The 23,434-nt window shown below is 51.6% G+C and carries 24 protein-coding genes; 16 read left to right on the top strand and 8 right to left on the bottom strand.

The genetic code is table 11. The features are described from left to right. Nucleotides 1–27: 27 nt before the first annotated feature. A complete protein-coding gene (locus NST96_RS23735) occupies nt 28–555 on the bottom strand; it encodes a DoxX family protein (RefSeq protein WP_342404876.1) in 528 nt (175 codons plus the stop codon). 279 nt (nt 556–834) lie between these two features. Between NST96_RS23735 and NST96_RS23730 the strand changes: the two genes are divergently transcribed. The 3 genes from NST96_RS23730 to NST96_RS23720 are packed head-to-tail and all read left to right on the top strand — an operon-like array spanning nt 835 to nt 4,631. After that, nucleotides 835–1,857, top strand: a complete 1,023-nt coding sequence (locus NST96_RS23730) for a hypothetical protein (protein ID WP_039070216.1) — start codon at nt 835–837, stop codon at nt 1,855–1,857. A 42-nt stretch (nt 1,858–1,899) separates the two neighbouring features. Continuing rightward, nucleotides 1,900–2,460, top strand: a complete 561-nt coding sequence (locus tag NST96_RS23725) for a sigma-70 family RNA polymerase sigma factor (RefSeq protein ID WP_039070164.1) — start codon at nt 1,900–1,902, stop codon at nt 2,458–2,460. Beyond that, entirely contained in the window at nt 2,451–4,631 is a 2,181-nt protein-coding gene (locus NST96_RS23720) for a YcdB/YcdC domain-containing protein (protein WP_342404872.1), read from the top strand. The genes NST96_RS23725 and NST96_RS23720 overlap by 10 nt, the downstream gene beginning before the upstream one ends. Nucleotides 4,632–4,897: 266 nt before the next feature. Here the strand turns inward: NST96_RS23720 and NST96_RS23715 are convergent, their stop codons facing one another. Beyond that, entirely contained in the window at nt 4,898–5,563 is a 666-nt protein-coding gene (locus NST96_RS23715; protein ID WP_003390090.1) for a hypothetical protein, read from the bottom strand. A 109-nt stretch (nt 5,564–5,672) separates the two neighbouring features. Then, nucleotides 5,673–6,080, bottom strand: a complete 408-nt coding sequence (locus NST96_RS23710; RefSeq protein WP_003390089.1) for a hypothetical protein — start codon at nt 6,078–6,080, stop codon at nt 5,673–5,675. Nucleotides 6,081–6,281: 201 nt separating this feature from the next. On the opposite strand from NST96_RS23710, the gene NST96_RS23705 reads away from it, so the two are divergent. The 5 genes from NST96_RS23705 to NST96_RS23685 are packed head-to-tail and all read left to right on the top strand — an operon-like array spanning nt 6,282 to nt 11,330. Continuing rightward, nucleotides 6,282–7,895, top strand: a complete 1,614-nt coding sequence (locus NST96_RS23705) for an ABC transporter substrate-binding protein (RefSeq protein WP_342404869.1) — start codon at nt 6,282–6,284, stop codon at nt 7,893–7,895. A 33-nt stretch (nt 7,896–7,928) separates the two neighbouring features. Continuing rightward, complete coding sequence (locus tag NST96_RS23700) at nt 7,929–8,912, top strand: ABC transporter permease (RefSeq protein ID WP_024985224.1); 984 nt, start codon at nt 7,929–7,931, stop codon at nt 8,910–8,912. After that, a complete protein-coding gene (locus tag NST96_RS23695; protein ID WP_342404868.1) occupies nt 8,909–9,724 on the top strand; it encodes an ABC transporter permease in 816 nt (271 codons plus the stop codon). Before NST96_RS23700 ends, NST96_RS23695 begins: the two co-directional genes overlap by 4 nt. Nucleotides 9,725–9,766: 42 nt before the next feature. After that, on the top strand, nt 9,767–10,735 hold the full coding sequence (locus NST96_RS23690) for an ABC transporter ATP-binding protein (RefSeq protein WP_342404867.1): 969 nt from the start codon (nt 9,767–9,769) through the stop codon (nt 10,733–10,735). Then, complete coding sequence (locus tag NST96_RS23685; RefSeq protein ID WP_003390084.1) at nt 10,725–11,330, top strand: ATP-binding cassette domain-containing protein; 606 nt, start codon at nt 10,725–10,727, stop codon at nt 11,328–11,330. Before NST96_RS23690 ends, NST96_RS23685 begins: the two co-directional genes overlap by 11 nt. A 57-nt stretch (nt 11,331–11,387) precedes the next feature. Here NST96_RS23685 and NST96_RS23680 read toward each other — a convergent pair whose 3' ends face one another. Together NST96_RS23680 and NST96_RS23675 are read right to left on the bottom strand one after the other, a co-directional pair. Then, the gene (locus tag NST96_RS23680) at nt 11,388–12,686 is read right to left on the bottom strand and encodes an ATP-binding protein (protein WP_342404866.1); all 1,299 of its coding nucleotides are present in this window, start codon (nt 12,684–12,686) and stop codon (nt 11,388–11,390) included. 126 nt (nt 12,687–12,812) lie between these two features. Then, nucleotides 12,813–13,487, bottom strand: coding sequence for a response regulator transcription factor (locus NST96_RS23675; protein WP_003390081.1), 675 nt, complete (start codon nt 13,485–13,487; stop codon nt 12,813–12,815). 313 nt (nt 13,488–13,800) lie between these two features. Between NST96_RS23675 and NST96_RS23670 the strand changes: the two genes are divergently transcribed. Further along, nucleotides 13,801–14,547: a stalk domain-containing protein gene (locus NST96_RS23670; protein ID WP_338463195.1), complete on the top strand. Its 747-nt coding sequence runs from the start codon at nt 13,801–13,803 to the stop codon at nt 14,545–14,547. A gap of 45 nt (nt 14,548–14,592) precedes the next feature. Here NST96_RS23670 and NST96_RS23665 read toward each other — a convergent pair whose 3' ends face one another. Beyond that, on the bottom strand, nt 14,593–15,465 hold the full coding sequence (locus tag NST96_RS23665) for a LysR family transcriptional regulator (RefSeq protein WP_024985226.1): 873 nt from the start codon (nt 15,463–15,465) through the stop codon (nt 14,593–14,595). 131 nt (nt 15,466–15,596) lie between these two features. Here NST96_RS23665 and NST96_RS23660 point away from each other — a divergent pair, with 131 nt between their 5' ends. From NST96_RS23660 to NST96_RS23650, 3 genes are all read left to right on the top strand, one after another. After that, nucleotides 15,597–16,379: a SagB/ThcOx family dehydrogenase gene (locus tag NST96_RS23660; RefSeq protein ID WP_031931704.1), complete on the top strand. Its 783-nt coding sequence runs from the start codon at nt 15,597–15,599 to the stop codon at nt 16,377–16,379. A 26-nt stretch (nt 16,380–16,405) separates the two neighbouring features. Continuing rightward, nucleotides 16,406–16,759, top strand: a complete 354-nt coding sequence (locus tag NST96_RS23655; protein ID WP_003390076.1) for a nuclear transport factor 2 family protein — start codon at nt 16,406–16,408, stop codon at nt 16,757–16,759. 292 nt (nt 16,760–17,051) lie between these two features. Beyond that, nucleotides 17,052–17,936, top strand: a complete 885-nt coding sequence (locus tag NST96_RS23650) for a GNAT family N-acetyltransferase (RefSeq protein WP_342404861.1) — start codon at nt 17,052–17,054, stop codon at nt 17,934–17,936. 69 nt (nt 17,937–18,005) lie between these two features. On the opposite strand, the gene NST96_RS23645 is transcribed toward NST96_RS23650, so the two are convergent. After that, nucleotides 18,006–18,566: a cysteine hydrolase family protein gene (locus tag NST96_RS23645; protein ID WP_342404859.1), complete on the bottom strand. Its 561-nt coding sequence runs from the start codon at nt 18,564–18,566 to the stop codon at nt 18,006–18,008. 263 nt (nt 18,567–18,829) lie between these two features. Here NST96_RS23645 and NST96_RS23640 point away from each other — a divergent pair, with 263 nt between their 5' ends. Next, nucleotides 18,830–19,171 carry an MGMT family protein gene (locus NST96_RS23640; RefSeq protein WP_122957823.1) on the top strand — a complete coding sequence of 114 codons (342 nt, stop codon included), beginning with the start codon at nt 18,830–18,832 and terminating at the stop codon, nt 19,169–19,171. Between the two features lie 115 nt (nt 19,172–19,286). Beyond that, a protein-coding gene (locus NST96_RS23635) for an IS3 family transposase (RefSeq protein WP_155808037.1) occupies nt 19,287–20,635 on the top strand; the annotation gives its coding sequence in 2 pieces (ribosomal slippage) (nt 19,287–19,731 and nt 19,731–20,635; 1,350 coding nt in all). A 65-nt stretch (nt 20,636–20,700) separates the two neighbouring features. Here NST96_RS23635 and NST96_RS23630 read toward each other — a convergent pair. Then, nucleotides 20,701–21,738 (bottom strand): acyltransferase family protein, encoded by a 1,038-nt coding sequence (locus NST96_RS23630; protein WP_003390072.1) that lies wholly within the window; start codon nt 21,736–21,738, stop codon nt 20,701–20,703. A gap of 268 nt (nt 21,739–22,006) precedes the next feature. On the opposite strand from NST96_RS23630, the gene NST96_RS23625 reads away from it, so the two are divergent. Both NST96_RS23625 and NST96_RS23620 read left to right on the top strand, forming a co-directional pair. Next, nucleotides 22,007–22,738: an SDR family oxidoreductase gene (locus tag NST96_RS23625; RefSeq protein ID WP_251237848.1), complete on the top strand. Its 732-nt coding sequence runs from the start codon at nt 22,007–22,009 to the stop codon at nt 22,736–22,738. A gap of 107 nt (nt 22,739–22,845) precedes the next feature. Continuing rightward, nucleotides 22,846–23,418 carry a DNA-3-methyladenine glycosylase I gene (locus NST96_RS23620; protein WP_003390068.1) on the top strand — a complete coding sequence of 191 codons (573 nt, stop codon included), beginning with the start codon at nt 22,846–22,848 and terminating at the stop codon, nt 23,416–23,418. The last annotated feature ends 16 nt before the right edge of the window (nt 23,419–23,434 follow it).

Here is a 23,434-nt window from a genome sequence, read left to right as displayed (position 1 = left end):
TTCACGCATCCAACACAAGAGCTCCGGTTAAATGATCTTCCGGTTTGTAAGAAGGATCGGTTTGGGCGGATTCTTATGAAACAAGCGGTCGTAAAACGGAAACAGATAGCGGTCAAGACCGATCATGCCAGCATTGCGGCCGCCGACCAGCAGGAAGATGCCAAACAAGATCATCCACGGGTTGGTAGAGACGGTGCCGGCCAAGAGGAAAGCGAAGTTCATCACGACCCCAAAGAATCCGGCAGCCGTGGTCAAGCAGCCGAGGATCAAGCCGAGCCCGACGAGAAACTCGCCCAGCGGGATGAGAAAGTTGAACAGGTGGGCGTTAGGCAGGGCAAAGTTCTCCAGAAACGCGGTGTAGTTCGGGTAAACGACTTCATTATGGCTGGTAACGGGGTTGGCAACGGCGTTCTGCAGAAATTTGGCGGTTTGAAAGCCTTCCGCGCTGGTCAGCTTGCCCCAGCCTGCGGTCAGCCATTGCCATCCGATGTATAGGCGCGCGAGCAACAGCAGCACGGAGGCGTATGCATTGTTTCGAAGCCAGTTCACGATCATAACGGTCATCTCCATCTTGTGACTTGAGTAGTTGAACCTTTCAGCCTGGCGGGGTGTGTTCCAGATAGGTTCACTTGCAATTGTAGGGGAAATCAATGGATTTATCTGTAAGGGAGCTCCCTGAAACGAGAGGGGAAGCTCCCTGATTTGTTGGGAGGTGATTTCCTGACGGATCCAACTCATCCAAAATTTCTGGAGGAATATTTGCTTGTAGGTGTCACGAAATTGCCGCTGCTGGATCAAATGAGTGATTCGAAAGCTGAAAGGATGATTTTCGTGATGAAAAAACAAACACTTTTGTCCATAAGCATGCTGGCGCTGTTGGTATCTGCCGCAGCATCGCCGTTCCCAGGAATCTCTTCGACCGTGCACGCAGCCAATAACGCCCCAGTGCCAGCTGCGGCCCCGAAAATGATCACCATCGCGGAGCTGGACAAAAAGGTTGTCGACGCGGCAGCCCAAGCCATGCAGCAACTAGCAGAAGGCAAACCCATTGTGCTGGAGAGAGTCAGCGGCCAAAATAAAGATTGCTGGGTTCTCTCTGCCAAAGACGACAGGGGAGAAGTCCTCATCGCCAAGAGCAATGGCGACATTGTTTCGATGCGGATACGCTTCAAGCTCGACGAAGTAAATGCCGCTTTGAAAGCGACTGTCATGAACACGCTGAAAGAAATGGACGCCAAGCGTTCGTTCAACATTCGTGAGGTCGAGCGGATCAAGTGGGAAAAGCAAAACATCTGGTCGTTTAACGGAGAAGGCGTCAATGTGGCGCTTGAGCCCGGCACAGGCAAAGTTCTACACGCCAACGCGGAATATGAAGCGGCACAGGTTCCCGCAGCAGTCGTTCAAGCTGCTCAGCAAACGCTGAAAGGACTGTCCGGGGGGAAGCAGGTTCCCTTGGCGCCTTCCGCGACGCTTTACAAAAACCCGCAGGAGCACATCGACAATTTGTGGGGACTTTCGGATAAAGACGGAAAATACGTAGTGGGCATCGGAGCCAAAACGGGGAAACCGGTATCCATCAAAATGCTTGAACAAATCTCCGGCGACAATTTCGTCTTTGAAAGCGACATCCCCAAAGTGTTTGCGAAACCTTTCTACACGAAAGAAAAAGCAATCGGCGCTGCAGGCCCGGCGGTGAAAAAACACCTTCAGATCGATTTGACCGGATACAACATGGCTGTCCAGCACGATACGTACACCTTTACGAAAAAGGGCAAACCCACCGTTATCGCCCAGATCAACAAAAAAGGAACCTTCTGGAGCTTCCTCGTGACGCCGGAAAACGGCCTGGCGAACTAGCGCAGAGCAAGGGACGAGATGAAATGAAGGAGACAAACTGACGTGTATCCCGAAACTAACCAGGCGGATCAGTCGCTGCGCATGACAAATGAGGCTGTCTTGGAACAGTTGATGAGAGAGTACGGAGAGAAGATCATCCAGCTCGTATACCTCATCGTCAAAGACCGAAGCATGGCCGAAGATATTACGCAGGAGGTATTTCTCAAGGCGTTTCGCGGCTTGCGGACCTTTCGCGCGGAAAGCAATATGAAAACCTGGCTGTATCGCATCGCCATCAACGAATCGAACAAGTACCTCCGCTCCTGGTCTTTCAAGCACATCTTCTCTACCTTTAAAAAAGCTGACGTGCCGGACTGCGAAGACGACGAGCATGTAGAGGATGCGGTGATCGGAAAATGGACCAAGGAGCAGGTGGCGGAGAGGGTCATGGCAATGTCCCCTCAATACAGGCAGGTCATCGTGCTCCATTATTACGAGGATTTGCGGATCAAGGAGATCGCGCAGGTGCTGAATGTAACAGAAGAAGTGGTCCGGACCAAACTGTCCCGGGCACGGAAGCAGTTCAGGGCGCTGTTGGAAGAGGAGGGGCTGGAATGGACGTAGACAAGGAATTTCGCGAGGCGGTCCGAAATGTCAGCCGCAAGTCGGCACAGGATATACAATTCACTCCCGAATTGGAAAAGCGGATCAATGATCAGCTAAGCAAAAGACGGGCGAAAGGGTATCGCAGTCTGTACGCGGCAGGTGCGGTAGCCGCCAGCATTGCTTTGGCGTTTGCGGTATGGAAGCCGGTGACGTCTCTATTTCCAAGTGATTTGCAGCAAGCGGCAGCCGAGCTGTCGGGGCAAAAAGCGAAGGCGCTCGTTCAAAAGGCATTGCAGCCGCTGCAAAAAGCGATTCCCGAGCTGGGCGGCTATCAGTTGACTGTGAAGGAAGTCGGGCCGGGCGTGGTCATGGCCGAGTTGAGAAAGAGCGACAATGAGTACGCCCAAGTGGCCGTCAACACAGGCACAGAGCAATTGGAAATGTTCAAATGGTTCACAAGCGATGCCGGCAAGCAGGCTCTCACGGAGCAAGCGGCCGCGGAGAAAGCGAATGCGTTTCTGGACGCGCTCCTTGGCGAGCAGCGCAAGCAGTACGAACAGACGGCGGCAGGCGAGATATACCGCCCGCAGAACGGTTTTTTGGAGCTGGACGTAAACGGCATGTATGTCACTTACAAACAAATGAAAGACGGCAAGGCGGTGCCGTTTGGCGACATCACGCTCTGGGTGGATGGCGCAGGCCGGATCGTCGCGTTCGGACAGTTGAACAGCGAGGAGCAGGCAACCTTCGACAAACTGGCAAAGGCGCTGCCAGAGTTCAACACCGGGGCCGTTTTGGTAAACAAAGACAAACGGAAGGACGGCTCCTCGCTGACGCTTGCGAATGCAGATGAACAGGGGAACACAGTAATGGTCAGCACACAGGGGAAAGGCGATACAATTTCCCGCTACCGCGTCGATGCCCCCCGGGACGAGGGATGGGTGCATGCTCCGAAGGCATTGGCAAGCGAAAAGGCAAGCCAGTTCCTGCAAAGCGTCCTGGGTGAAGACTTGAAAAACTACCGGGAAAAGGATTCCTCCGACATCCCGGGATATCAACGCTATCACAACGGATTGCCTGTGCTCGGGGACGATCTGTACGTTGTCGTCGACAAGACGGGACGCGTCACGGATTTTGCCAAGAACGCGTCAGCGTACGACCTTGCCGCATTGCCTGATCCGTCAACAGCGGTTTCCAGAGAGGCGGCGGAAAAAGAAGTAGCCGCAAACATGAAGCTGCGCTACATCGAGCGGCTGTTTGAGCGCTCCTCCTCTGACCAAAAACAGCAAGACCTCGGGCCGCTGCTCGATTACACCCCGGCGGTCGCCTTTTTTCAAATGGGTCAGTCCGGGTCGCTTCATTGGTATATCGACGCGGAAACAGGGAAAATCCAGTTCGGAACCGGAAACAACGGAATGGAGTACGACCGCCTGGGCACGCACGAACCGATCACGCTTGCAGCGCAGAAGCAGGCGGCCGCCATCAAAACGAAGGAAGAGGCGGCAGCCCTGCTGACAGAGGAATGGGGAGCCGATCTGAAGGGCCTGCCGTATAGCGAGCGGGAGCAAGAGAAGCGCGAGGGCGAAGGAAAAGAGAAAGTCTTCCACTGGGAGACAAAAGACGAAAAAAGGCTGGAGGTCGTCGTGGACGCCGCAACAGGGCGGGTCGTGGATGTCACGATTCCCCGCAAGGATACGAATATCTCCGTATCGGAGCAGGCTGCGCTCAAGGAAGCGATCCGCGTCCTGGAAAAATACGTCGATCCGGGAGTCACAGAGGTACAGGTGAGCCAGATTATCAAACCGGGAGAGCCCTCGCCGGTCACATCCGGAGACTGGCAGTTTGAATTTATCAAGAGCCATGACGGAGTACCCGTACTTCAGCAATATCCCGATGAGGCCTACATCGTAACGGTGGACCCTTCCACGGGCAAAGCGAACGGGTTCTTGAACAGAACGGCGTCGGCGGAAGCAGTCGCTCTTCCCGACAAGAGCAAAGCGGTTCCCGTGGAGCAGGCTGTCCGGGAATACCTGGCGTACATGCCGCTGCAATTGGCCTATACAATCAAGGGCGTGGAAGATGAAAAGCTCGCCAAGCCGAAGCTGATCTATGTACCGATGAGCGACAAAAAGTACGCCGATAAATACATTTATATTGATGCCATCAGCGGGAAAGCCGTGATCCGCTAGGTTTCCGGAGGCGAAATCAGGAAAGGAGCCAACACTTCCTTCCGACGTCTCATACGGGAAATGACCGGTTAGCTGTTTCAGGTTTATGAGAAGGCCTTGCTTTTAGCGGGGCTTTCTTTTTTGCTGCATGGACAAGGGGGCTTTCAATAAGGAAAAGCCCTCCGCTCTGGAGAGGGGAGGGCAATTTTCGATCATGCGATTGTGTTCAATATTACAGGCGTGCCGCTTGAAAGAGGCTGCCTGTCTGCAAGTCGGAGAACAGAGCCTTAGTTGACTTTGTAGGACTGCAAAATTTGTTGGGCAAGCGGTTTCCACTCATCCATTTGTTGCTCGGTACAGTTAAAGGTGGTCATTAACAATTTTCCGTCCAGTTCCGTAAAGAAAATGAGATTGTACACCTTCGTATCTGCAGCAGGCGTTAACAGTTCAAAATAGCCGACATTTTTGCCGTTGATCTGGGTTACTTCGTCCTTATACCATGTCGCATCCGGGTAGAGCCCTTCAAACATTTGCTTCATTTGATCCTTCAGTTCCTTGATCTGGCCGTCTTGGATCGGTGTGGCAGTATGATTGAAAGCGACGTTGATGGAGCCTTCCGCATCGGTGTAGATCAATGTTGGCCGATTTTCTGAAGGATACTTCACTTTTGCCATTTCTTCCGACATGATGTCAAAGCCTTTCGGAATCAGAATTTCGACTTTGTCAGACAATACTTTTTTCAGCTCAAGCTTGTCGCTTGTCTGATTGCTTGCGTTTTCCGCAGGCGCCTCAGTTTTTGCGGCCGAGGAGTCGCTGCCATTCGTGCCGGAAGCTTGCTGAGTCGCGTTTGTTGCTTCGTTTTGTGGTACTGGCTTCGTGTCTGTCGACTGGTTTGAACAAGCAGAAACAGTCAACATAGCGAGTAGTGCGGCTGTTGAGAGAACCTTTTTCATTTTGAGTTTTTTCCACCTTTAACGATTTTTTGGTAATGAAAGGAAACGCAAAAGTGATTCTACCATATATTTCATGAAAGTGGAAATGAAATAATTTTAGTCAGAATGTTCAAATTACATGCACCAACTTTTCCTCCCGACTTGGATTTACAAGAAGGAACCGGGGCCAAGTGCAGCCAGGCTTTTTAGGAGGACGGGCAGTGGCTATCTTCGTCGAATCCCGGCGGCGATGACACACAGGGCCACGCTGATGAGCCCACCTGCAAAATTCACAAACGACCGTGACCAGGCTGACTGTGAACGCTTGTCTGACGGGGTTGTCCTGGATGAAGCGCATGAGCAGACCGTACGTGATATACGGAATCGTAATCATGAATATGCCGATAAAGTTTCCGGACAAATCCCAATCGTGATCAAAAGGGATTTGATAAATCCAATAATAGAGTGCAAATGCGCTCCAGAGAGTCACAAAATACAAAATGGTCGTGATCACCAATCCCTCTATGATCTTGCCCATATCATCACTCCTACTGCGATAAAGACGATTCGTCGGGACTTTCGTTTCGCCATAGTATTGTAAAAAGTTTCTGAATCGGAACGCTGCTTTTTTGTTCGAGGAGGGTAAAAAACTTGCCGGGAATAAGGTATGATGAAAAAATAGGCCAAATTCTGATGATTCCATACAAATTTACTTGCTGAATGGGAGAGAGAGAAAAGAATGCTTGGAAAATGGTACGCAAAGCCAATCGCGGCGATAATGGCGATGGTTCTTCTGCTTGCGGCGGGCTGCGCACCCGACAAAAATCAAGGGACGGGTGCTGAGGCAGAAAAGAAAAAAGATGAGCTGATCCTGGCGATCGGCTATGAGCCCGAGGATGGCTTTGACCCGACCACAGGCTGGGGACGTTACGGCTCGCCGCTGTTCCAGAGCACCCTGCTGAAACGCGACAAGGATTTGAAAATCGTAAACGACCTGGCAACAGGCTATGAGGTAAGCGATGACGGTTTGGTCTGGACGGTAAAGCTGCGGAGCGATGTAAAATTCTCTGACGGCCAGCCGCTGACGGCGGACGATGTGGCGTACACCTATGACACAGCTTCCAAAAGTGGATCGGTTATTGATCTCACCGTGCTGAAAAGCGTGGAGGCTGTCGACCCGTTTACGGTCAAGTTTACGCTCGTCCATCCGCAATCAACATTTGTCAATATACTCGTCGCCACCGGGATTGTTCCCAAACACGCCCATGGCGAGGACTATGCCAAAAAGCCGATTGGCTCGGGACCCTATAAACTCGTCCAATGGGATGCGGGCCAGCAGCTGATCGTCGAGGCCAACCCGGAATATTACGGACCGAAGTCCGCTTTTAAAAAATTGACCTTCCTTTTCCTGAAGGAAGATGCCGCGTATGCCGCTGCCAAAGCGGGGGAAGTGGACATGGCGTTCGTGCTGCCGAATGCCGCCAAGCAGCAAGTGCCGGGCATGCATCTGGTCACGGTAAACAGCGTGGATAACCGCGGGATTCTGTTCCCGGTCGTAAAGGCAGGCGGAGCGACCAAGGACGGAGCTCCGGTCGGCAATGACGTGACCGCAGATATCGCTATCCGGAAAGCGATCAATATCGCCATCGACCGCAAAAAGCTGGTGGAAGGCATTTTTGATGGTTTCGGCACGCCCGCATACTCGGTTGCGGACGGCATGCCGTGGTGGAACCCGGATACCGTGATTGAGGATGCTGATTTCGACCAAGCAGGGAAAATTCTGGCCGAGGCCGGTTGGAAGGATGCCGATGGAGACGGCATTCTGGAGAAAGGATATCTGAAGGCGGAGTTTACGCTCGTCTATCAGGCTGATGATCAATCGCGCCAATCGCTCGCCATCGCGGCAGCCGATATGATCAGGCCGCTCGGAATCAATATCAAAGTAGTAGGCGGCAGCTGGGATGACATCGCGCGCATGATGCATTCCAATGCGGTGCTGTTCGGCTGGGGCAGCTACGATCCGCTGGAGATGTACAATTTGTACAGCAGCAAAACAGCGGGCATTGGCTGGTACAATACAGGTTTTTATGCGAACCCGGCTGTTGATGAATACATGGAAAAGGCGCTGAAAGCGACGACAGAGGAAGAAGCGCTCGGCTACTGGAAAAAGGCGCAGTGGGACGGAAAAACCGGGTTCAGTGCCAAGGGTGACGCTCCCTGGGCCTGGCTGGTCAACCGTCAGCACCTGTATCTGGTACGGGACGGGCTTGATATCGGGCAGCCGAAAATTCAGCCGCACGGTCATGGGTGGCCGATTACCGACAATATCGTCGAATGGTCCTGGAAGAAGTAAAGACAAAGAGAAGAGGAGTTTGGGTGACAGCAAATGGGCCTGGTACCTTTTATTCTGAAAAAACTGCTGCGAATGGCTGCACTGCTGATTGCCCTGTGTATACTCTCATTCTGGCTGGTGAGCTACTCCCCGCTGGACCCGGTGCAGGCGTATGTCGGAGCCGATATGACGAGGGTAAGCAGCGAGCAGAGAGAAATGATCGCCGAGTACTGGGGGCTGAACAAGCCGCCCCTGGAGAGGTTTTTGCATTGGGGCTCGGCTGTATTGCACGGAGATTTGGGGACCTCAATGATTTTCCGCCGTCCGGTAGCGGAGGTCATCGGAGAACGGTTTATGGCTTCGCTGGCCTTGATGAGTACGGCCTGGCTGCTGTCCGGTGTGCTGGGGTTTGCGCTCGGGGCTGTCGCCGGAATGAAGCAGGGCACCTGGGCGGACCGGCTGATCAAATGGTACTGCTTTACGCTGGCTTCGACACCGGCATTTTGGCTGGGGCTGCTGCTCGTCATGGTATTTGCCGTCTGGCTCGGCTGGTTTCCGGTCGGCTTGGGAGTGCCGGCGGGAAAGCTTGCCGATGATGTAACACTGGCAAACCGCATCTATCATCTCATCCTGCCAGCGTTGACTTTGAGCATTCTCGGCGTAGCCAATGTTGCGCTGCATACGAGGCAGAAGCTCGTGGACGTTTTGGCCAGCGATTACATTTTGTTTGCCCGGGCCAGGGGAGAAAAGGGACTGCAGCTCTTTTGGCGGCATGGCTTGCGCAACGTCGCCTTGCCCGCCATTTCGATTCAATTTGCTTCCATCAGTGAGCTGATTGGTGGGACGGTACTGGCCGAGCAGGTCTTTTCTTACCCCGGCCTTGGACAGGCCACGGTTCAGGCCGGATTGCGCAGCGATGTACCGCTGCTATTGGGCATCGTCATTTTCAGCGCCCTCCTCGTTTTCGTCGGCAATCTTGCGGCCGATATTATCTACCGCGTGGTTGATCCGAGGATCAGAAAGGGGGAATCGGCGTGAACCGCAGGCAAATAACCCTGATCACTACCTTTTGTTCCGCCATCTTGTTGATTGGTGTAGTTGTCGGCGGATTGACGCTGGGCGAGGAGCGGCTCTCCACCAATTTGGACATAAGAAACGCATCGCCGTCGCTTGAGCATCCATTTGGTACAGACCACCTCGGCCGGGATATGCTGACGAGGACGCTGAAGGGGTTGACCATAAGTATCGGCGTGGGTGTCATCGCCGCTGCAGCCAGTGCCGCCATTGCGCTTGTGCTGGGCATGCTGGCGGCCACGATGGGCAAGGCTGTCGATGCCGCCATTAGCTGGCTGATCGACTTGTTCCTTGGCGTTCCGCATCTGGTCGCCCTTATCTTGATCTCGTTTACACTGGGCGGCGGATTGAAAGGGGTAGTGGCTGGAATCGCGCTGACCCATTGGCCAAGCCTGGCTCGGATCATACGGGCTGAGGTCATGCAGCTCCGGTCCGCCGAGTATGTCCAAATCTCCCGCCGTTTGGGCAAATCACGCTGGTGGGTGGCCAGCCGCCATATTCTGCCGCATCTGTTTCCGCAGCTGCTTGTCGGCTTGGTGCTGCTGTTTCCCCACGCCATTTTGCATGAGGCGTCGATCAGCTTCCTCGGCTTTGGACTGTCGCCCCACCAGCCGGCAATCGGCATCATTCTTTCGGAATCGATGCGCTACTTGACTTCGGGAATGTGGTGGCTGGCGTTTTTTCCGGGAATCTCCCTGCTCATCATCGTGCGGGCCTTCGATACGCTGGGCGACAATCTCCGGCTGCTGACCGACCCGCATCGTGCCCATCAGTAACAGTTGCCCGACCGGTTTGCGGGATAAGAGAGGAGGATGTACGTGCCAACACAGACGAAGAGCAAACCGATCCTTGAGGTGGAGGAGCTCTCCATTTCATTTGCGCAGTATACGAGCGGCCTTCGGCAGAGCAGCCTGAAGGTGATTGCGGATTTGAGCGTATCCGTCTGCCCTGGTGAAATTGTAGCCGTGGTAGGCTCCAGCGGATCAGGAAAAAGCTTGCTTGCCCATGCCATACTCGGGATACTGCCGGGCAATGCTGCTATTTCGGGATCGATCCGATTTGCGGGCCAAAAGCTTACAGCCGAGTACCAGGAAGCGATCAGAGGACGGGAGATCGCGCTCATCCCGCAATCCGTCAACTATTTGGACCCGCTGATGCAGGTGGGCAAACAGGTGCGGAACGCTGCAAAGATTGCGAGGGGGAGCTCTCCAGACCGTGCAGCTGCCCGCAAAATCCAGCGCGAGGCATTTGCCCGGTACAACCTGGCGCCGGAAGTGGAGCGGCTGCTCCCGTTTCAATTGTCCGGCGGCATGGCACGGCGTGTGCTGGTAGCCACTGCGCTGGTCAGCAGTGCCCGGCTTGTGATCGCGGATGAGCCTACGCCGGGTCTCGATGATGCCGCTGTCCGGGAAACACTCGGCTGCTTTCGGGAGCTGGCTGATCAGGGGCGCGGCGTGCTGCTCATCACTCACGATATCGAAACGGCGCTTGAAATCGCAGACCGGATCGCCGTCTTTTACGCAGGCACGACGGTCGAGGTCGCACCTGTACAGGACTTTTCCGGAGGTGGCGAAGCGCTCCGCCATCCGTATACAAAAGCGCTGTGGAGGTCGCTTCCGCAAAACGACTTTGCGCCCATTCCGGGCTTTCAGCCGCATCCCAGTGCGCTTCCCGAGGGCTGCCTGTTTCAGCCTCGTTGTCCGATGGCTACGCCCGAATGTACGGCAGGACGGCCGGAGATGCGAGCGGTTCGCGAGGGGATGGTGAGGTGTATCCATGCTTCTTGAAGCAAGTGAGATCGGGTTTCGATACAGCAAAAATCAGTGGGTCCTCCGGGGAGTCAGCGTTGCAATACGTTCGGGTGAAGTCGTTGGTCTGATCGGTCCGAGCGGGTGCGGAAAAACAACGCTGGGGCGCATCCTGGCCGGGTATGAGCGCCCGCATGAGGGCAGCGTTGCACTGGATGGCAAAGCGCTCCCCGCAACCGGGTACCATCCTGTCCAGCTTGTATTCCAGCACCCGGAGAAAGCGGTCAATCCCCGTTGGAGGATGCGCAAAACGCTTGCGGAGGGCGGGGGGCCGGATGAACAGCTGCTGGCGGCTCTCGGCATTCAAGAGGAGTGGCTCAGCCGCTGGCCAAACGAGCTGTCCGGCGGGGAGCTTCAGCGCTTTTGTGTAGCGCGGGCGCTCCGGCCGCAAACCCGTTTTTTGATCGCCGATGAAATGACAGCGATGCTCGACGGGATCACCCAGGCGCAAATCTGGCACGCCGTGCTGGACTATGCCCGCAAGCAAGAAATGGGCGTGCTCGTGGTAAGCCACGAGAAAAGCCTGATCAACCGGCTGTGCACCAGAGTTGTTGATCTGACTCAGTTTTGTTAGCGAAATAACGGGAGCCAGTGGATGCTTTCGAAAATACAACGGAAAGAGCGCAGCGGACTAAATCGCTGCGCTCTTGCTTGTAGAAATCGGAAGCGCCACGGTGAACGTGCTTCCCTGGCCCGGAACGCTGGAGACATGAATGCTGCCTTGGTGGATTTCCACAATCCACTTGGCGATAGCAAGTCCCAGACCTGTTCCTCCCATCTTCCGGGAACGGTTTTTTTCAACCCGGTAAAAGCGGTCAAAAATGCGCTCCGCATCCTCTGGCGCGATGCCGACGCCGGTGTCCCGTACCTTGATGAGAATCATGGTTTGCTTCTCCCGTGCTTCAACAGATACAGTGAGGTGCACCTCTCCCCCTGGCGGCGTGTATTTGATCGCGTTGTCCACGAGGATGTAGAGAAGCTGCTTGATTCGTTCATGATCGCCGTACACGATCAGAATAGAGGGCATGTGGTGATGCAGGCTGATGTTTTTGGATTGCGCCAGTGGCCCTGTGGAGCTCACCAGCTGCTCGATTGTCGGGACCAGATCAAACCGCTCAACCGTAAGAGCCGGGCGATCCGTTTCCGAACGTGCGAGGGTCAACAGATCACTGACCATTTTGGCCATCCGCTTTACTTCATCCTTCATGTTGACCAGGACGGTCTTTGAAAAGTCGGAGAGGTGCTCGCCGTCTTCCATTTCAAACACGTCCAGCGAGGAGTTCAGAATGCTGAGCGGTGTCCGCAGTTCATGAGAGGCGTCAGCGACAAACTCCTTTTGCCGTTGAAACGATTGCCGGATCGGGATCATGGCGCGTTTGGACATAAAGTAGCTGAGCAGGACGGCAACCCCGAGAAACAGGATGCCCAATACGATCAAAATCGTCAGGAGCCTTTTGATCAGCTCGTAGGTGTACGATATTTCGCGCCCCGTATAAAGCGTTCCGGCTAATTCATTGCCATGATAGATGCGCTGGCCGGTAATCATCAGGTTTATTTCGCGATCCGCCTCTTTGTTCTTTACCTTTACTTTGTTCGGAGAAGCATTGGTCCCCCGCTTGTTGCTGGGAGGAGTGGGGATCGTCATGGTCTCGTAGCGGACTTCCCGGATGCCGGGTGTCCAGTCTTGTACCAGCTTCAGCAGTTCCGGCTGCAAGCGGCGGTTCCATGCATCTCCAAACAAGAGCTTCCCATCCGGTTTTATGTAATAGTAAAAAAATTGCCTGCCGCTTTCGCGAATGGTGCTCAGGTCATCGAGATCCTGCTGGTCGAGGTTTTCATCCGGCAGCGATTCCTTGATGATCTGGGCCTGTTGCTCGGTGATGGTGTACAGTTGTCTTTCCTGTTCAAAAAAGATCGCGAAGTGGACCAAAAATAGACAATCGTAATGAAAAGAGAGAGAAAAATCATGATGACGATGCTGTACTGAAAGGCCAGCTTGGTCTGGGTATGGACAAATACGTCCTTTCTCCAAGGAAGACGAGTGCGTGAAAACCAGTCAGATATCAAGCTTGTATCCCACCCCGCGAATACTTTGTATGTAGTCCTTTTCGCTATTCCAGTTTAGCTTTTTCCGAAGCAGCTTGACCGTGGCATCGATCGTCTTCAGAGAGACGTCGGCCTCGTACCCCCAAATCCGGTCGTAGATCAATTCTCTGGACAATACCTGGCCTTTATTGCGGATGAGCAAGTCCAGCAATTGAAACTCCCGCGGAGTAAGGTAAACCTCTGTTTCTCCGTCAAAAACGGTGCGCTGTGTCAGGTTCACGCGAATATTCTGCAGCTCGACCAGTTGTTCCTGGATCGGAGCGAAGTTTCTCCGGCTGACAGCCCGAATTCTGGCGAGCAGCTCATCAATTTCGAAAGGCTTGATCAAATAATCATCGGCTCCGGCATCCAATCCGTTAATCTTGTCCTCAAGCGCATCCTTGGCGGTCAGCATGATGATAGCCCCCGAATAGCCTTCTTTCCGCAATCGGCTGCAGATGCTCACGCCTTCCTCTCCCGGCAGCATCCAGTCGAGGATCAGGACATCGTAGTGCGATTTCAAAGCGTACTCGCAGACATCGTCACCTGTTGTCAGCCACTCTACCTGATATCCGCCTTTTTTCTTCAAGAGATGGGCAATCAGTTGACCCAGCATCAGATCATCTTCTGCTACCAGTATGTGCACGGCTTTCCACCCCTTTTTCACATAACCCATTATGCGATCATGTTACCGTATTTTCGTGAAAAATGAATGAAAAAAAGTTGGAAGAGGGCGCAGAATTTCACCGTTTTTTCACCGTTCACAGGTACAGTAAAAGATGATGCTTTGGCCACGAACGATGAGGGCACTGTATGCGGGAAGCACCGCGAAAGTACATACCGGCGGGAGCATCAGTAGTAGCAGGGAAAGCGATTAAGCTTTGGTGAAGCCACCAGTCAACTGAATATTGGAAATAAATGCTTTGCATCACAGAAAAATACGATGGGAGAGATGTAGTATGTGGAAGAAAAAATGGGTACCGATCTTGTCGTCTGTAGTACTCGCGGGTGCGACTTTCTTGCCGGTCACCACGGATGCGGCTGTCGGAAAAAAGAATGTGCAGGCTAGCTACAATAATATCAAAGTTATGTATAACGGTGTAAATGTTCCAACGACCATCGAGCCGTTCATCGTCAATGGAAGCACCTATATCCCGGTGCGGATGATGGCCAACGTCTTTAACAAGGACGTCGTTTGGAATGGAACGACTTACACAATTGATGTCAAAGACCGCCCGGATACGCGCGTAACCGCTCTGCAAGCGGAAGTCGCAACGAAGGACGCGAAAATCAAAGATCTGGAAGCAAAAATTGCCGATCTGGAAGATGAAATCGACGACCTTAAAGACAGAAAGAGCAGCAAGGACGACGATGTCGATGATCGCATCGATGATCTGGAAACCGATTTGAATGACGATTACGGCGATTACAAAGGTCTTGATTGGGAAATTACGCTTGGCGGCGACGAGGACGAAATTACTGTTGACATTGAGATTGACCTCGACGAATACCAAGATGATTTTGACGATTTGACTAAGAGCGAATTGAGACGCCTGGTGAAAGATATTTGCAACGATATCTGGGAAGAGTTTGACGATGCAGACATCGAAGGTGAAATTATCGACAGCTACGACGATGACAACCTTTACGACTTCTCCGGAGATGCCTCCAACAACGATATTGAGTTTGATGGAGAAGATATCTAATAGAGAAAAGATCTTGCTGCCTGTTTTCAGGAGCAAGATCTTTTTTTAAATCGCGACGGCTCGCTGCTTGATGTAGTGCTGGCTGTGCACAATGAACTCTGCCGCTATCGGCGAGACCGAATCAAAGCTGCGGGTACTGATGACCAGCTCCCTCGTAATCGTGGGAGACAAAGGGACGGGCACTACCTTGGGCAGCATTTCCGGCAAGTAGAGCTCCGGAACAATCGTGACCCCGACCCATTCCTGCACCATGGCCAGAATCGTCGTCACGTCCCGGACTTCAAAAGCAACGGTGGAAGCAAGCCCGTTGGTGTGAAGCAGCTTTTTGATGCATTCGTCCTTCGGCATAATAAAGCACTTGTCCCGAATGTGGGAGAAAGTGAGATACGGCTCGCTCCGCAGCGGATGGTCATCGGGGACAACCACGACCATTCTGTCGGTTGCAAGCGTGTATGACTCCATATCCTTTCCCGGCACGGTGGTAAAGCCGACATCGACGACAGAGCCGGATATCCAACTGTTTACCTCTTCATACTCCCCCTCAAACAAGACGATGTCCACTTGGGGGAACAGCTTGCGGAATGAGCCGATCAAGCCGGGCAAAATTTTATTGGACACGCTGTGGATGGAACCGATCCGCAGCGTACCCGTCTCGATCCCTTGCGCCGCTTTTGCCTCTTGCTGCATGCGCGAGCTGATCCGCAGCATTTCCCTTGCATGCTGCAGCATTCTCTCCCCGATGTTGGTCGTGGCGACCCCTTTTCGGCTGCGGTGAAACAGAGGAACGCCCAGTTCCTTTTCCAGGCTTTGAATCATCTGAGAGACAGCCGATTGTGTAAAACCGAGAGATTCAGCGGCTTTCGTGAAATTTTTCGCTTCGGCCACGGCGATAAACACTTGCAATTGGGCCAGTGTCATAGGGATTCTCCTTGAATTATTAGTAAAATCTAATGAATTATATTAATAAACATCGTTTTACTAATGGTTGTGTTGTTCGTATACTCGATTTTAGCGAGATACAGTCGCAAGCACAAGAGGAGGAGAACACCATGCATCCGGAATGGCAAAGAATATGCAACGAATTTTTACAGGCGACCTCATACGCAGTCGGCGATCTGGAGGAAGGCTGGGCCGCCAAATATGACTTTGACAAAAGACCGCCTACTTACATGCGGTATGACGATGCGGTAGTCCGCATACCTTTGGGACCAAGAGAGCTGCCCCCGTCCCCGGATCTTTGGGAGCTGATGAAGAATCGGCGTTCCAGACGGAATTTCCTGTGTGAACCGATGACACTCAATGAATTGAACATTTTGCTCTGGGGAACCCAAGGCATCACCGCCGACATGGGCGATTACCAAATCCGCGCGACCCCTTCCGCGGGAGCGCTGTATCCGATCGAGACCTATTTGCTCGTAAACAACGTCGAGGGCTTGGAAAAAGGATTGTATCACCTGGATGTGGAAGAGTGGTGCCTGGAAGGGTTAAAGCTGGAGGACGTGTCTGAAACGGCTTATGCCTTGACGGAGAATCAGGAAATGACGCGCCGGGCGGCTGTCAATTTCGTGTGGACGGCAGTGGTCAACCGTACACGGCATAAATACAGGGAACGGGCGTACCGGTACATTTGGTGGGATGCCGGCCACGTTGCCCAGAATCTGCATATCGCGGCAAATGGCCTGGGATTGGGCGTGTCCACGATCGGCCACTGGTTCGACAAAGAAATGAATGAATATTTGGGAATTGACGGCCAGGAGCATCTCTCCGTCTTGATGGCTTCCGTAGGCAAGGTGGAAGGCAAGGACTGGCTGCATGACCGCAGGCCGCGATAAGAAAGACATTGCAGGGGGGCTTTTTTGTGCACAAGAACAAAACGCCGGAGGAAATCGTGCAGCAGCAGCTGCTCTGCTACAACAGCCAGGACTTGGCGGGATTTGTGTCCACGTATGCCGAGGATGTTTTGATCATGGAGCATCCGAGCGGAAATGTGTTGGTCAGTGGAAAAAAAGCGCTGACAGAACGTTACGCGAAAATGTTCCAGGAAAATCCGAACAACCATTGCGTTATCAAAGATCGCATTTGCTATTCCAATTACGTCATCGACCGCGAGGAAATTACGGGAAGAGACAATCGCGGAGCATTTGAAGCCTTGGCCATTTATGAGGTCAACGATCAGGTGATTAGCAAAGTGTGGTTTCTTGAGGCGAAGTGAGAAGCAAAACCAGTTTACTGTTCGGTTAAGAAGGGGCAGCATTCTGTTGGATCGCGTCGGATCGCGAAATGAACAAAAAGGCGCTGGGAAAATGTGGTTGCCGGGCTGGGATGGGTTGTGATACAATCAGCTTGTAACTATTAACAGTTATTTTGGTGGTTACATAAATTCGGTTTCAAAACCCGTTTTTATAAAAAGGAATGAGGGAAGCGAATGACAGTGGCCGCAGTGCGCCCGATCAGACCGGAAGAGTGACGATTTCGCAGGAGTAGGCAATAGCGATCCGGCCCGCGTGCAGGAGGTAAAGCGTTACGTAGAAAAGATGATCGCAGTCGGTTCGATGCGCCCGGAATGGTGCTTTGTCATAGAGGAAGCGAACCGGCTGCGGGGACGTGTAGCATTTTGGACACTGCCCAAGCTGGACAAACCGCTTGACTTGGTATTGCTCGATATTCCATGGGATAGTGAGGATTCCCTTTCTCTCGGCAAAGAACTGCTGCAAACAGCGCTGGAAGCCCTGCGCGGCATGGGAGTCAAGGAAGTGGGGCATGTGCTGGATACTCCTCCTTTGGCCCCCCAGTGGCAGACGTTTCCGACAGAGCGCAGGGAGCTGCTCAGAGAGATGGGGTTTCGCCTGGAGCGGGAGACCTGTCGCTTTGAGTGGAAGCCGGGTATTGCAGACATTCCCGTGCCTGCAGGTCTCTCCTTTCGCTCGCTCGCCGAAGTGGGCAACGAGGTCTTTATCGAAGCTGTCATGCGCGTATCTGAAGGAACGCTGGACCGTCGCATTTTGCATGACAGTGAGCGCCTGGGAGCAAGGGGACAAGCGCTGGAATTGTTTCAGGACCTGCAGCAGCTGGTGTATGATCCGCATTGGTGGCAGCTTGCCTATAACCAGGACGATGAATGCATCGGATTGGTGATGCCCGCGAAAAGCCCTGCCTTTGCTACGATCGGCTACATCGGCGTGATGCCGGAGCAAAGAGGACGCGGATACATCCATCAGCTTCTTGGGCGGGGAACGGACATCCTGCTGAAAGCGGGGGTCACTCCTATTCGGGCGGATACCGACGTGCATAACGAACCGATGGCCAATGCCTTTCGGAGGGCCGGGTACATTCAGTTTGCCACACGTTCAGAGTACGGACGCAACATTCATATAGAGATCCCACGATAGAAAAACACCCCTCCAGACAAGCGGGCGAGTCCCAGCATTGTCGGGAGGGGTTTGCTGTTTCATTCGCTTTTATCTATACTGATCGTGGGTCGGTTCAAAAACGTTTTCGCCTGAATGGCGCACCATGACAAAACCGCTGACATTGTCCAGACCATGCAGCAGCGCGTTGTGGTGAGCGATGATTCGCTCTGCCGAAAGAACATCGTTGCCAGTCGTCGAGTGGGCGTCTGCCACCAGTGTCACATCATATCCGAGGGTGGTCGCCCTTCTGCACGTCGTATCTACGCAGTATTCCGTCTTGCAACCGACGACTGCCAGATGGTTGATTTCCCGCGCTTGAAGTTCTTTGTGCAATTCCGTGAGCTGAAACGCGTCTGTTGCTTTTTTTCGGATGACCAGTTCGCCGGAAAGCGGCGCAATCTCGGGATGTATTTGAAATTCGGCCGAGTCTTGGGCGGCTACATCCAAATCTTGAACATAAACAACAGGTATGGACTGGCTTCTCGCCGTGGAAATCAGTTTCGTTATGGTCTGCAAAACGTCTTCCTTTTGAAAAACCGGACCGATTTCGGGTCCTTCGACAATTCCTACTTGTACGTCAATGACAAGCAATGCCGTTTTCCGCTGCATGCAGTACCTCCTCCTGAAATGGGGGGAGTCAATGGGTATGCATCCCCCTGCAGAATGACAAGTGGTGATGATTTGTATCGTAACGAGTGTTCAAATATGTGCTCATAACCATTCAGCTCCTTTCAAAAACCAGGATGGCAATCCCGTTAGTATGGGTAGGATTGCTTACCGAGTAGCGTAGCATAAATTTTCTGTCAAAAACAGAGGGGAAACTGGACAAACCTGCCAGTGGCTTCCCCGGCAGTAGAAAAGGAGAAAAAAGCATGCGGCCATTCACAGAAAGAGCGGTGGCAATCATCCGCAGTATTCCTCCGGGGAAAGTGATGACCTATGGGCAAATTGCCGCGTTAGCCGGAAGTCCGAGGGGGGCAAGGCAGGTCGTCAGAATCCTCCATTCCATGAGCAATAAGCATCGCCTTCCGTGGCATCGCGTCATAAACGCGGAAGGGAAGATCAGCTTGCAGGAAGAGGAATCCCGGACCATGCAAATGCTTCTGCTGCAAGGGGAAGGGGTCGAGGTGATCGGCGGAAAATCAATCAACCTGAGCATCTACCAATTTCATCCTCAGCCCGCCATGCACCCGGATAGCGAAGACTGCTTCTGAGAGCAAGAAAGTGAAAGCAAAAAAGCAGGGACACCAAAATATATAAAAAGGCACCCAATCATGAACTGCACCCCAATTGTTGGACATATTCAACAGTTGGGGGTGCAGTTTTTTTATGACTAAATTTAGTGGGGATGTTAAGTTAGCTGCGGTTCAACGATACTTAGAAGGTGTGGAGAGTTATGCTTCGATCGCAGCGTCCATTGGTGCATCTGACTATATGGTGAGAAACTGGGTGTTGCAGTACGAGCATCAGGGTGAAAAAGCCTTTGTAAAATCCTATACAAGTTACTCGGTACAGTTTAAACTAGACGTACTCAATTATATGAATACTTATGGGACGTCTCCGAATGAAACAGCCGCCATTTTTCGAATCACCTCTCCTGGATTGATTCGAAAATGGAGAATGCAATTTCAATCACAAGGAATAGACGCTCTCATTTCAAAGAAAAAGGGGCGTCCAGCCATGAAGAAGAGACACAAGAAAGGAACACCTGTTGAAGGATCAGTCGAGGCACTGCAGGAAGAATTAGAGCGTTTACGCATGGAGAATGCTTACTTAAAAAAGTTGAATGCCTTAGTTCAAAGCAAGGAAAAATTACAAAGCAAGACAAAGCGCAAGTAGTATTTGAACTAAGGACCGAATTTCCTATAAAAGCGCTACTTAAACTCGCGGGTATTCCACGAAGTACGTATTATTACTATGTAAAAACTTTCAGCCGTCCAGATAAACATGCTGAATTAAAAACATTAATTCAGGCGATTTACCATGAACATAAAGGACGCTACGGATACCGTCGTATTAAGGATGAACTCAAGAATCTAGGACATCAGGTAAACCATAAAAAAGTACAGCGATTGATGAAACAGTTAGGCTTAAAAAGCATGGTTCGGATGAAAAAATATCGCTCCTATAAAGGGGAAGTTGGAAAGGTGGCGCCGAATATTTTGGATCGCAACTTCCACGCAGACAAGCCAAATCAGAAGTGGGTAACGGATATTACGGAGTTTAAATTATTTGGCGAAAAGCTTTATTTATCGCCAATGTTAGATTTATTTAACGGAGAAATTGTCGCCTATACGATTGATTCAAAACCAAGGTATTCTCTTGTTTCAACGATGCTGGACCAAGCTTTTAAACGACTAACAGATGAAGACGAGCTGCTTATTCACTCGGATCAAGGCTGGCATTACCAAATGAGCAAGTACCAACAGGCATTAAAAGAAAAGAACATTACGCAGAGTATGTCACGAAAAGGAAACTGTTATGACAATGCTGTAATGGAGAACTTCTTTGGTATCTTAAAATCGGAATTTTTATATATGCAGGAGTTTGAAAACATTGAACATTTTAAACAAGAGTTAGCAAAATACATCGATTACTACAACAACAAACGAATCAAGGCAAAATTAAAAGGCTTGAGTCCAGTGCAATACCGAACTCAAACCTTACTTGCTGCTTAATTAAAATGACTGTCTAACTTTTTGGGGTCACTTCATCAGCTTGGATGCCTTTTTCGGCTGTCGTCTTATTCATATCTCTCCCGAATGACCCGCCACCTCGTCTTGATGAGGCTCTCAATGCCTTTCGTAATTTGCACCAGCAGGATGGAAGCAAGCCCCGTGCTCGCGTAGACGACGAGCAAATACATCAGCGAATACCACGTGTTGCTGAACAGCCACGAGACGTCATTTCCGAAAAGATCCTTCAGCCATTCCTTGTAGAGAATGAGGAAGGCCGAGTGAAACAGGTAGATAAAATAGGTAAGACCTTTGCGAAACTTGAGCTGTACCTTGTCGACCAGCTCCAGGAAGAAGACGACCATGACCAAAAAGGTAATCAGTGTCGCAATCACAAAGGACAGATGAACCGCCACATACATTTTGCTGGATAGGATGAAAAAGACAGCACTGATGACGGAGACGCTTGTAAACAAAATCAGGTAGGACTGTTTCCTTTGCAGGTAAGCAAAGATGGTTTCCCGATACCAGTACACCAGATGGCCGATATAAAACGTGAAGATCCACGTCGGGAGAAGATGGCGAGTCGTCAAGCCAAGCCACCCCTGGTGGAGGTAATTAATGTACACATATTGAACCGCCATGAATACCCAAATAAGAAAAAGGATGTTTTTCTTGGTAATCACATTGCGGAACAGGTAGGCGAACAGGTAGTACTGGCAAATCATAAACACAAAATACAGGTGGCCGCCCGTTTTTCCCAGAAAGATGTTGAAAAAATCTGTGGAAGTGCGAGGCCACACGTCATTGAGCAAGTAATGATACAAGACGCCGCACACCAGGAACGGCACGTAGATGTAGGTGAGCTTTCCCGAAAAGAACTGCCAAAAGCCCGGCTTTTTCTTTTCAAGCGTATAGGCGGTCATGTATCCGCTCACGATGGCCAAAAGCACTGTGCCATAGCGGCTGATCTGGTTTAAGGCAAGCACCCAGAAGGGATCGGTAAAGTCCAGCACGGAAGCGGTAAAATGACCGGCGACGACCAGAAAGGACGAAAGCAGTTGAATGAAAAACAAGGCTTTCAGGATCTTCGAGTCGGTGGACATAAGCGAGTAATCTCCATTCGTTTATTTCATGAAACATCATCATTTTCAATGAAGAAAAAGATGAAAAAGAATCAGTTTTCATGATAGTAAACTATTCTTTGAATTATATTAGAATACAGACAGTATGAAACATGTAAATTTTAAAGAGAATTCCATCGTATGGTAACGAACTTGTTGAAGCTTGGCAATTCGTCAGCATGTTCATATGCACAAGGATGATATGCATGGATATTCAGATTCCTGATTCCGCAAAGGGAGGAAGCCGACATTGCTGAAAGAGAAAGCCATTATCGTTACGGGCGCTGCTTCAGGCATCGGGCTTGAAATTGCCATACAATGCATTCAAGAGAATGCCCACGTAATCGCCTGCGACCGAAATCGCGAGAAGCTTGCGGAAATCAAGCAATCTATCAACTCGGACGCGCTGGACGTATACACTTTGGACGTCACGAGATACGAGGAGGTTGCAAGCTTTTTCGCCTGGGCCAGCGAACGGCATCCCGCAATCAACGGGCTGGTCAACAACGCCGGCATTTATCTGGGAAAAAGCATCCTCGATTATGACGTGGATGAAATCGACCAGGTGATCAACGTAAACATAAAGGGATTCATCTACTTTTCGAGGCTGTTCGGGAGAATGCTGCTTGATCAAAAAAGAGCCGGAGTCATTGTGAACCTGTCATCCGTTTCGGGATTGGAAGGAAGCTCTGATGCCGTATACGGTCTGTCAAAGGCGGCCGCAGTCGGTCTGACCAAAAGCTGTGCGATGAATTTTGCGCCGTATATCCGGGTGAATTGCGTAGCACCCACACTGGTAGATACCTCGATGATGGACAAGCTGCCTGTGTGGAGAAAGAACGAATACAGAGAGCACGAGCTGATCAAGTCCCCGGTGCTGCCTGTCGATGTGGCAAACACGGTTGTATTTCTGCTGTCTGAAAAGGGGAGGAATTATACTGGCGCTACCTTTGATTTGAACAACGGGTGTTACCTAAGGTAATCGATGGAGCGAAACGAAGAGATTGATAAACAAGCGGCTCCGGTATATGATAGAAGAAACGGATTGCGAACGTTTGTTTGCAATGGTGAAAACAGGAGGACAGGCAGATGAACCGATGCGGGTGGGTGACACAAGATCCGCTTTACCTCGAATACCATGACAAGGAGTGGGGCGTTCCGGTCTACGACGACCGTCTGCTCTTTGAATATTTGAATCTGGAAGGCGCGCAAGCAGGGCTGAGCTGGTACACAATCCTCAAAAAGAGAGAGAACTACCGGCAGGCTTTCGACAACTTTGAGCCCGAAAAAATCATCAAGTATGACGAGCGGAAAATAGACGAGCTTCTGCAAAACGAAGGCATCGTCAGAAACAAGCTGAAGATCAACGCTGTTATTGCAAACGCCAAGGCGTATTTTCGGGTTGTCGAGGAATTCGGTTCATTCAGTGCGTACATCTGGTCATTTGTGGACGGGAAACCGGTCCAAAACCATTTCAAAGAGATGAGCGAGGTGCCCGCCTCCACAGAGGTAAGCGACAGGCTGAGCAAGGATTTGAAGCGGCGGGGATTCAAGTTTGTGGGAACCACGATCTGCTATGCGTTCATGCAGGCCGTCGGAATGGTAAACGACCATATTGTGACGTGCATGTGCTACCAGGGGAAACAGAAAAAAGAAGCATAGGGATATACAGGTGCAA

The organism is Brevibacillus sp. FSL K6-2834, from assembly GCF_038592925.1.
GTDB classification, from domain to species: Bacteria; Bacillota; Bacilli; order Brevibacillales; family Brevibacillaceae; genus Brevibacillus; species Brevibacillus borstelensis.
The sequence above is the reverse complement of the archived record's forward strand: the minus strand, read 5'-3'. Positions and strand labels throughout refer to the sequence as shown.

Bases quoted from the DNA above. Each gene is read 5' to 3' on its own strand.
- NST96_RS23735 (WP_342404876.1), bottom strand. From the start codon at position 555: ATGATCGTGAACTGGCTTCGAAACAATGCATACGCCTCCGTGCTGCTG.
- NST96_RS23730 (WP_039070216.1), top strand. From the start codon at position 835: ATGAAAAAACAAACACTTTTGTCCATAAGCATGCTGGCGCTGTTGGTA.
- NST96_RS23720 (WP_342404872.1), top strand. From the start codon at position 2,451: ATGGACGTAGACAAGGAATTTCGCGAGGCGGTCCGAAATGTCAGCCGC.
- NST96_RS23715 (WP_003390090.1), bottom strand. From the start codon at position 5,563: ATGAAAAAGGTTCTCTCAACAGCCGCACTACTCGCTATGTTGACTGTT.
- NST96_RS23710 (WP_003390089.1), bottom strand. From the start codon at position 6,080: ATGGGCAAGATCATAGAGGGATTGGTGATCACGACCATTTTGTATTTT.
- NST96_RS23705 (WP_342404869.1), top strand. From the start codon at position 6,282: ATGCTTGGAAAATGGTACGCAAAGCCAATCGCGGCGATAATGGCGATG.
- NST96_RS23700 (WP_024985224.1), top strand. From the start codon at position 7,929: ATGGGCCTGGTACCTTTTATTCTGAAAAAACTGCTGCGAATGGCTGCA.
- NST96_RS23685 (WP_003390084.1), top strand. From the start codon at position 10,725: ATGCTTCTTGAAGCAAGTGAGATCGGGTTTCGATACAGCAAAAATCAG.
- NST96_RS23670 (WP_338463195.1), top strand. From the start codon at position 13,801: ATGTGGAAGAAAAAATGGGTACCGATCTTGTCGTCTGTAGTACTCGCG.
- NST96_RS23665 (WP_024985226.1), bottom strand. From the start codon at position 15,465: ATGACACTGGCCCAATTGCAAGTGTTTATCGCCGTGGCCGAAGCGAAA.
- NST96_RS23660 (WP_031931704.1), top strand. From the start codon at position 15,597: ATGCATCCGGAATGGCAAAGAATATGCAACGAATTTTTACAGGCGACC.
- NST96_RS23645 (WP_342404859.1), bottom strand. From the start codon at position 18,566: ATGCAGCGGAAAACGGCATTGCTTGTCATTGACGTACAAGTAGGAATT.
- NST96_RS23640 (WP_122957823.1), top strand. From the start codon at position 18,830: ATGCGGCCATTCACAGAAAGAGCGGTGGCAATCATCCGCAGTATTCCT.
- NST96_RS23630 (WP_003390072.1), bottom strand. From the start codon at position 21,738: ATGTCCACCGACTCGAAGATCCTGAAAGCCTTGTTTTTCATTCAACTG.
- NST96_RS23620 (WP_003390068.1), top strand. From the start codon at position 22,846: ATGAACCGATGCGGGTGGGTGACACAAGATCCGCTTTACCTCGAATAC.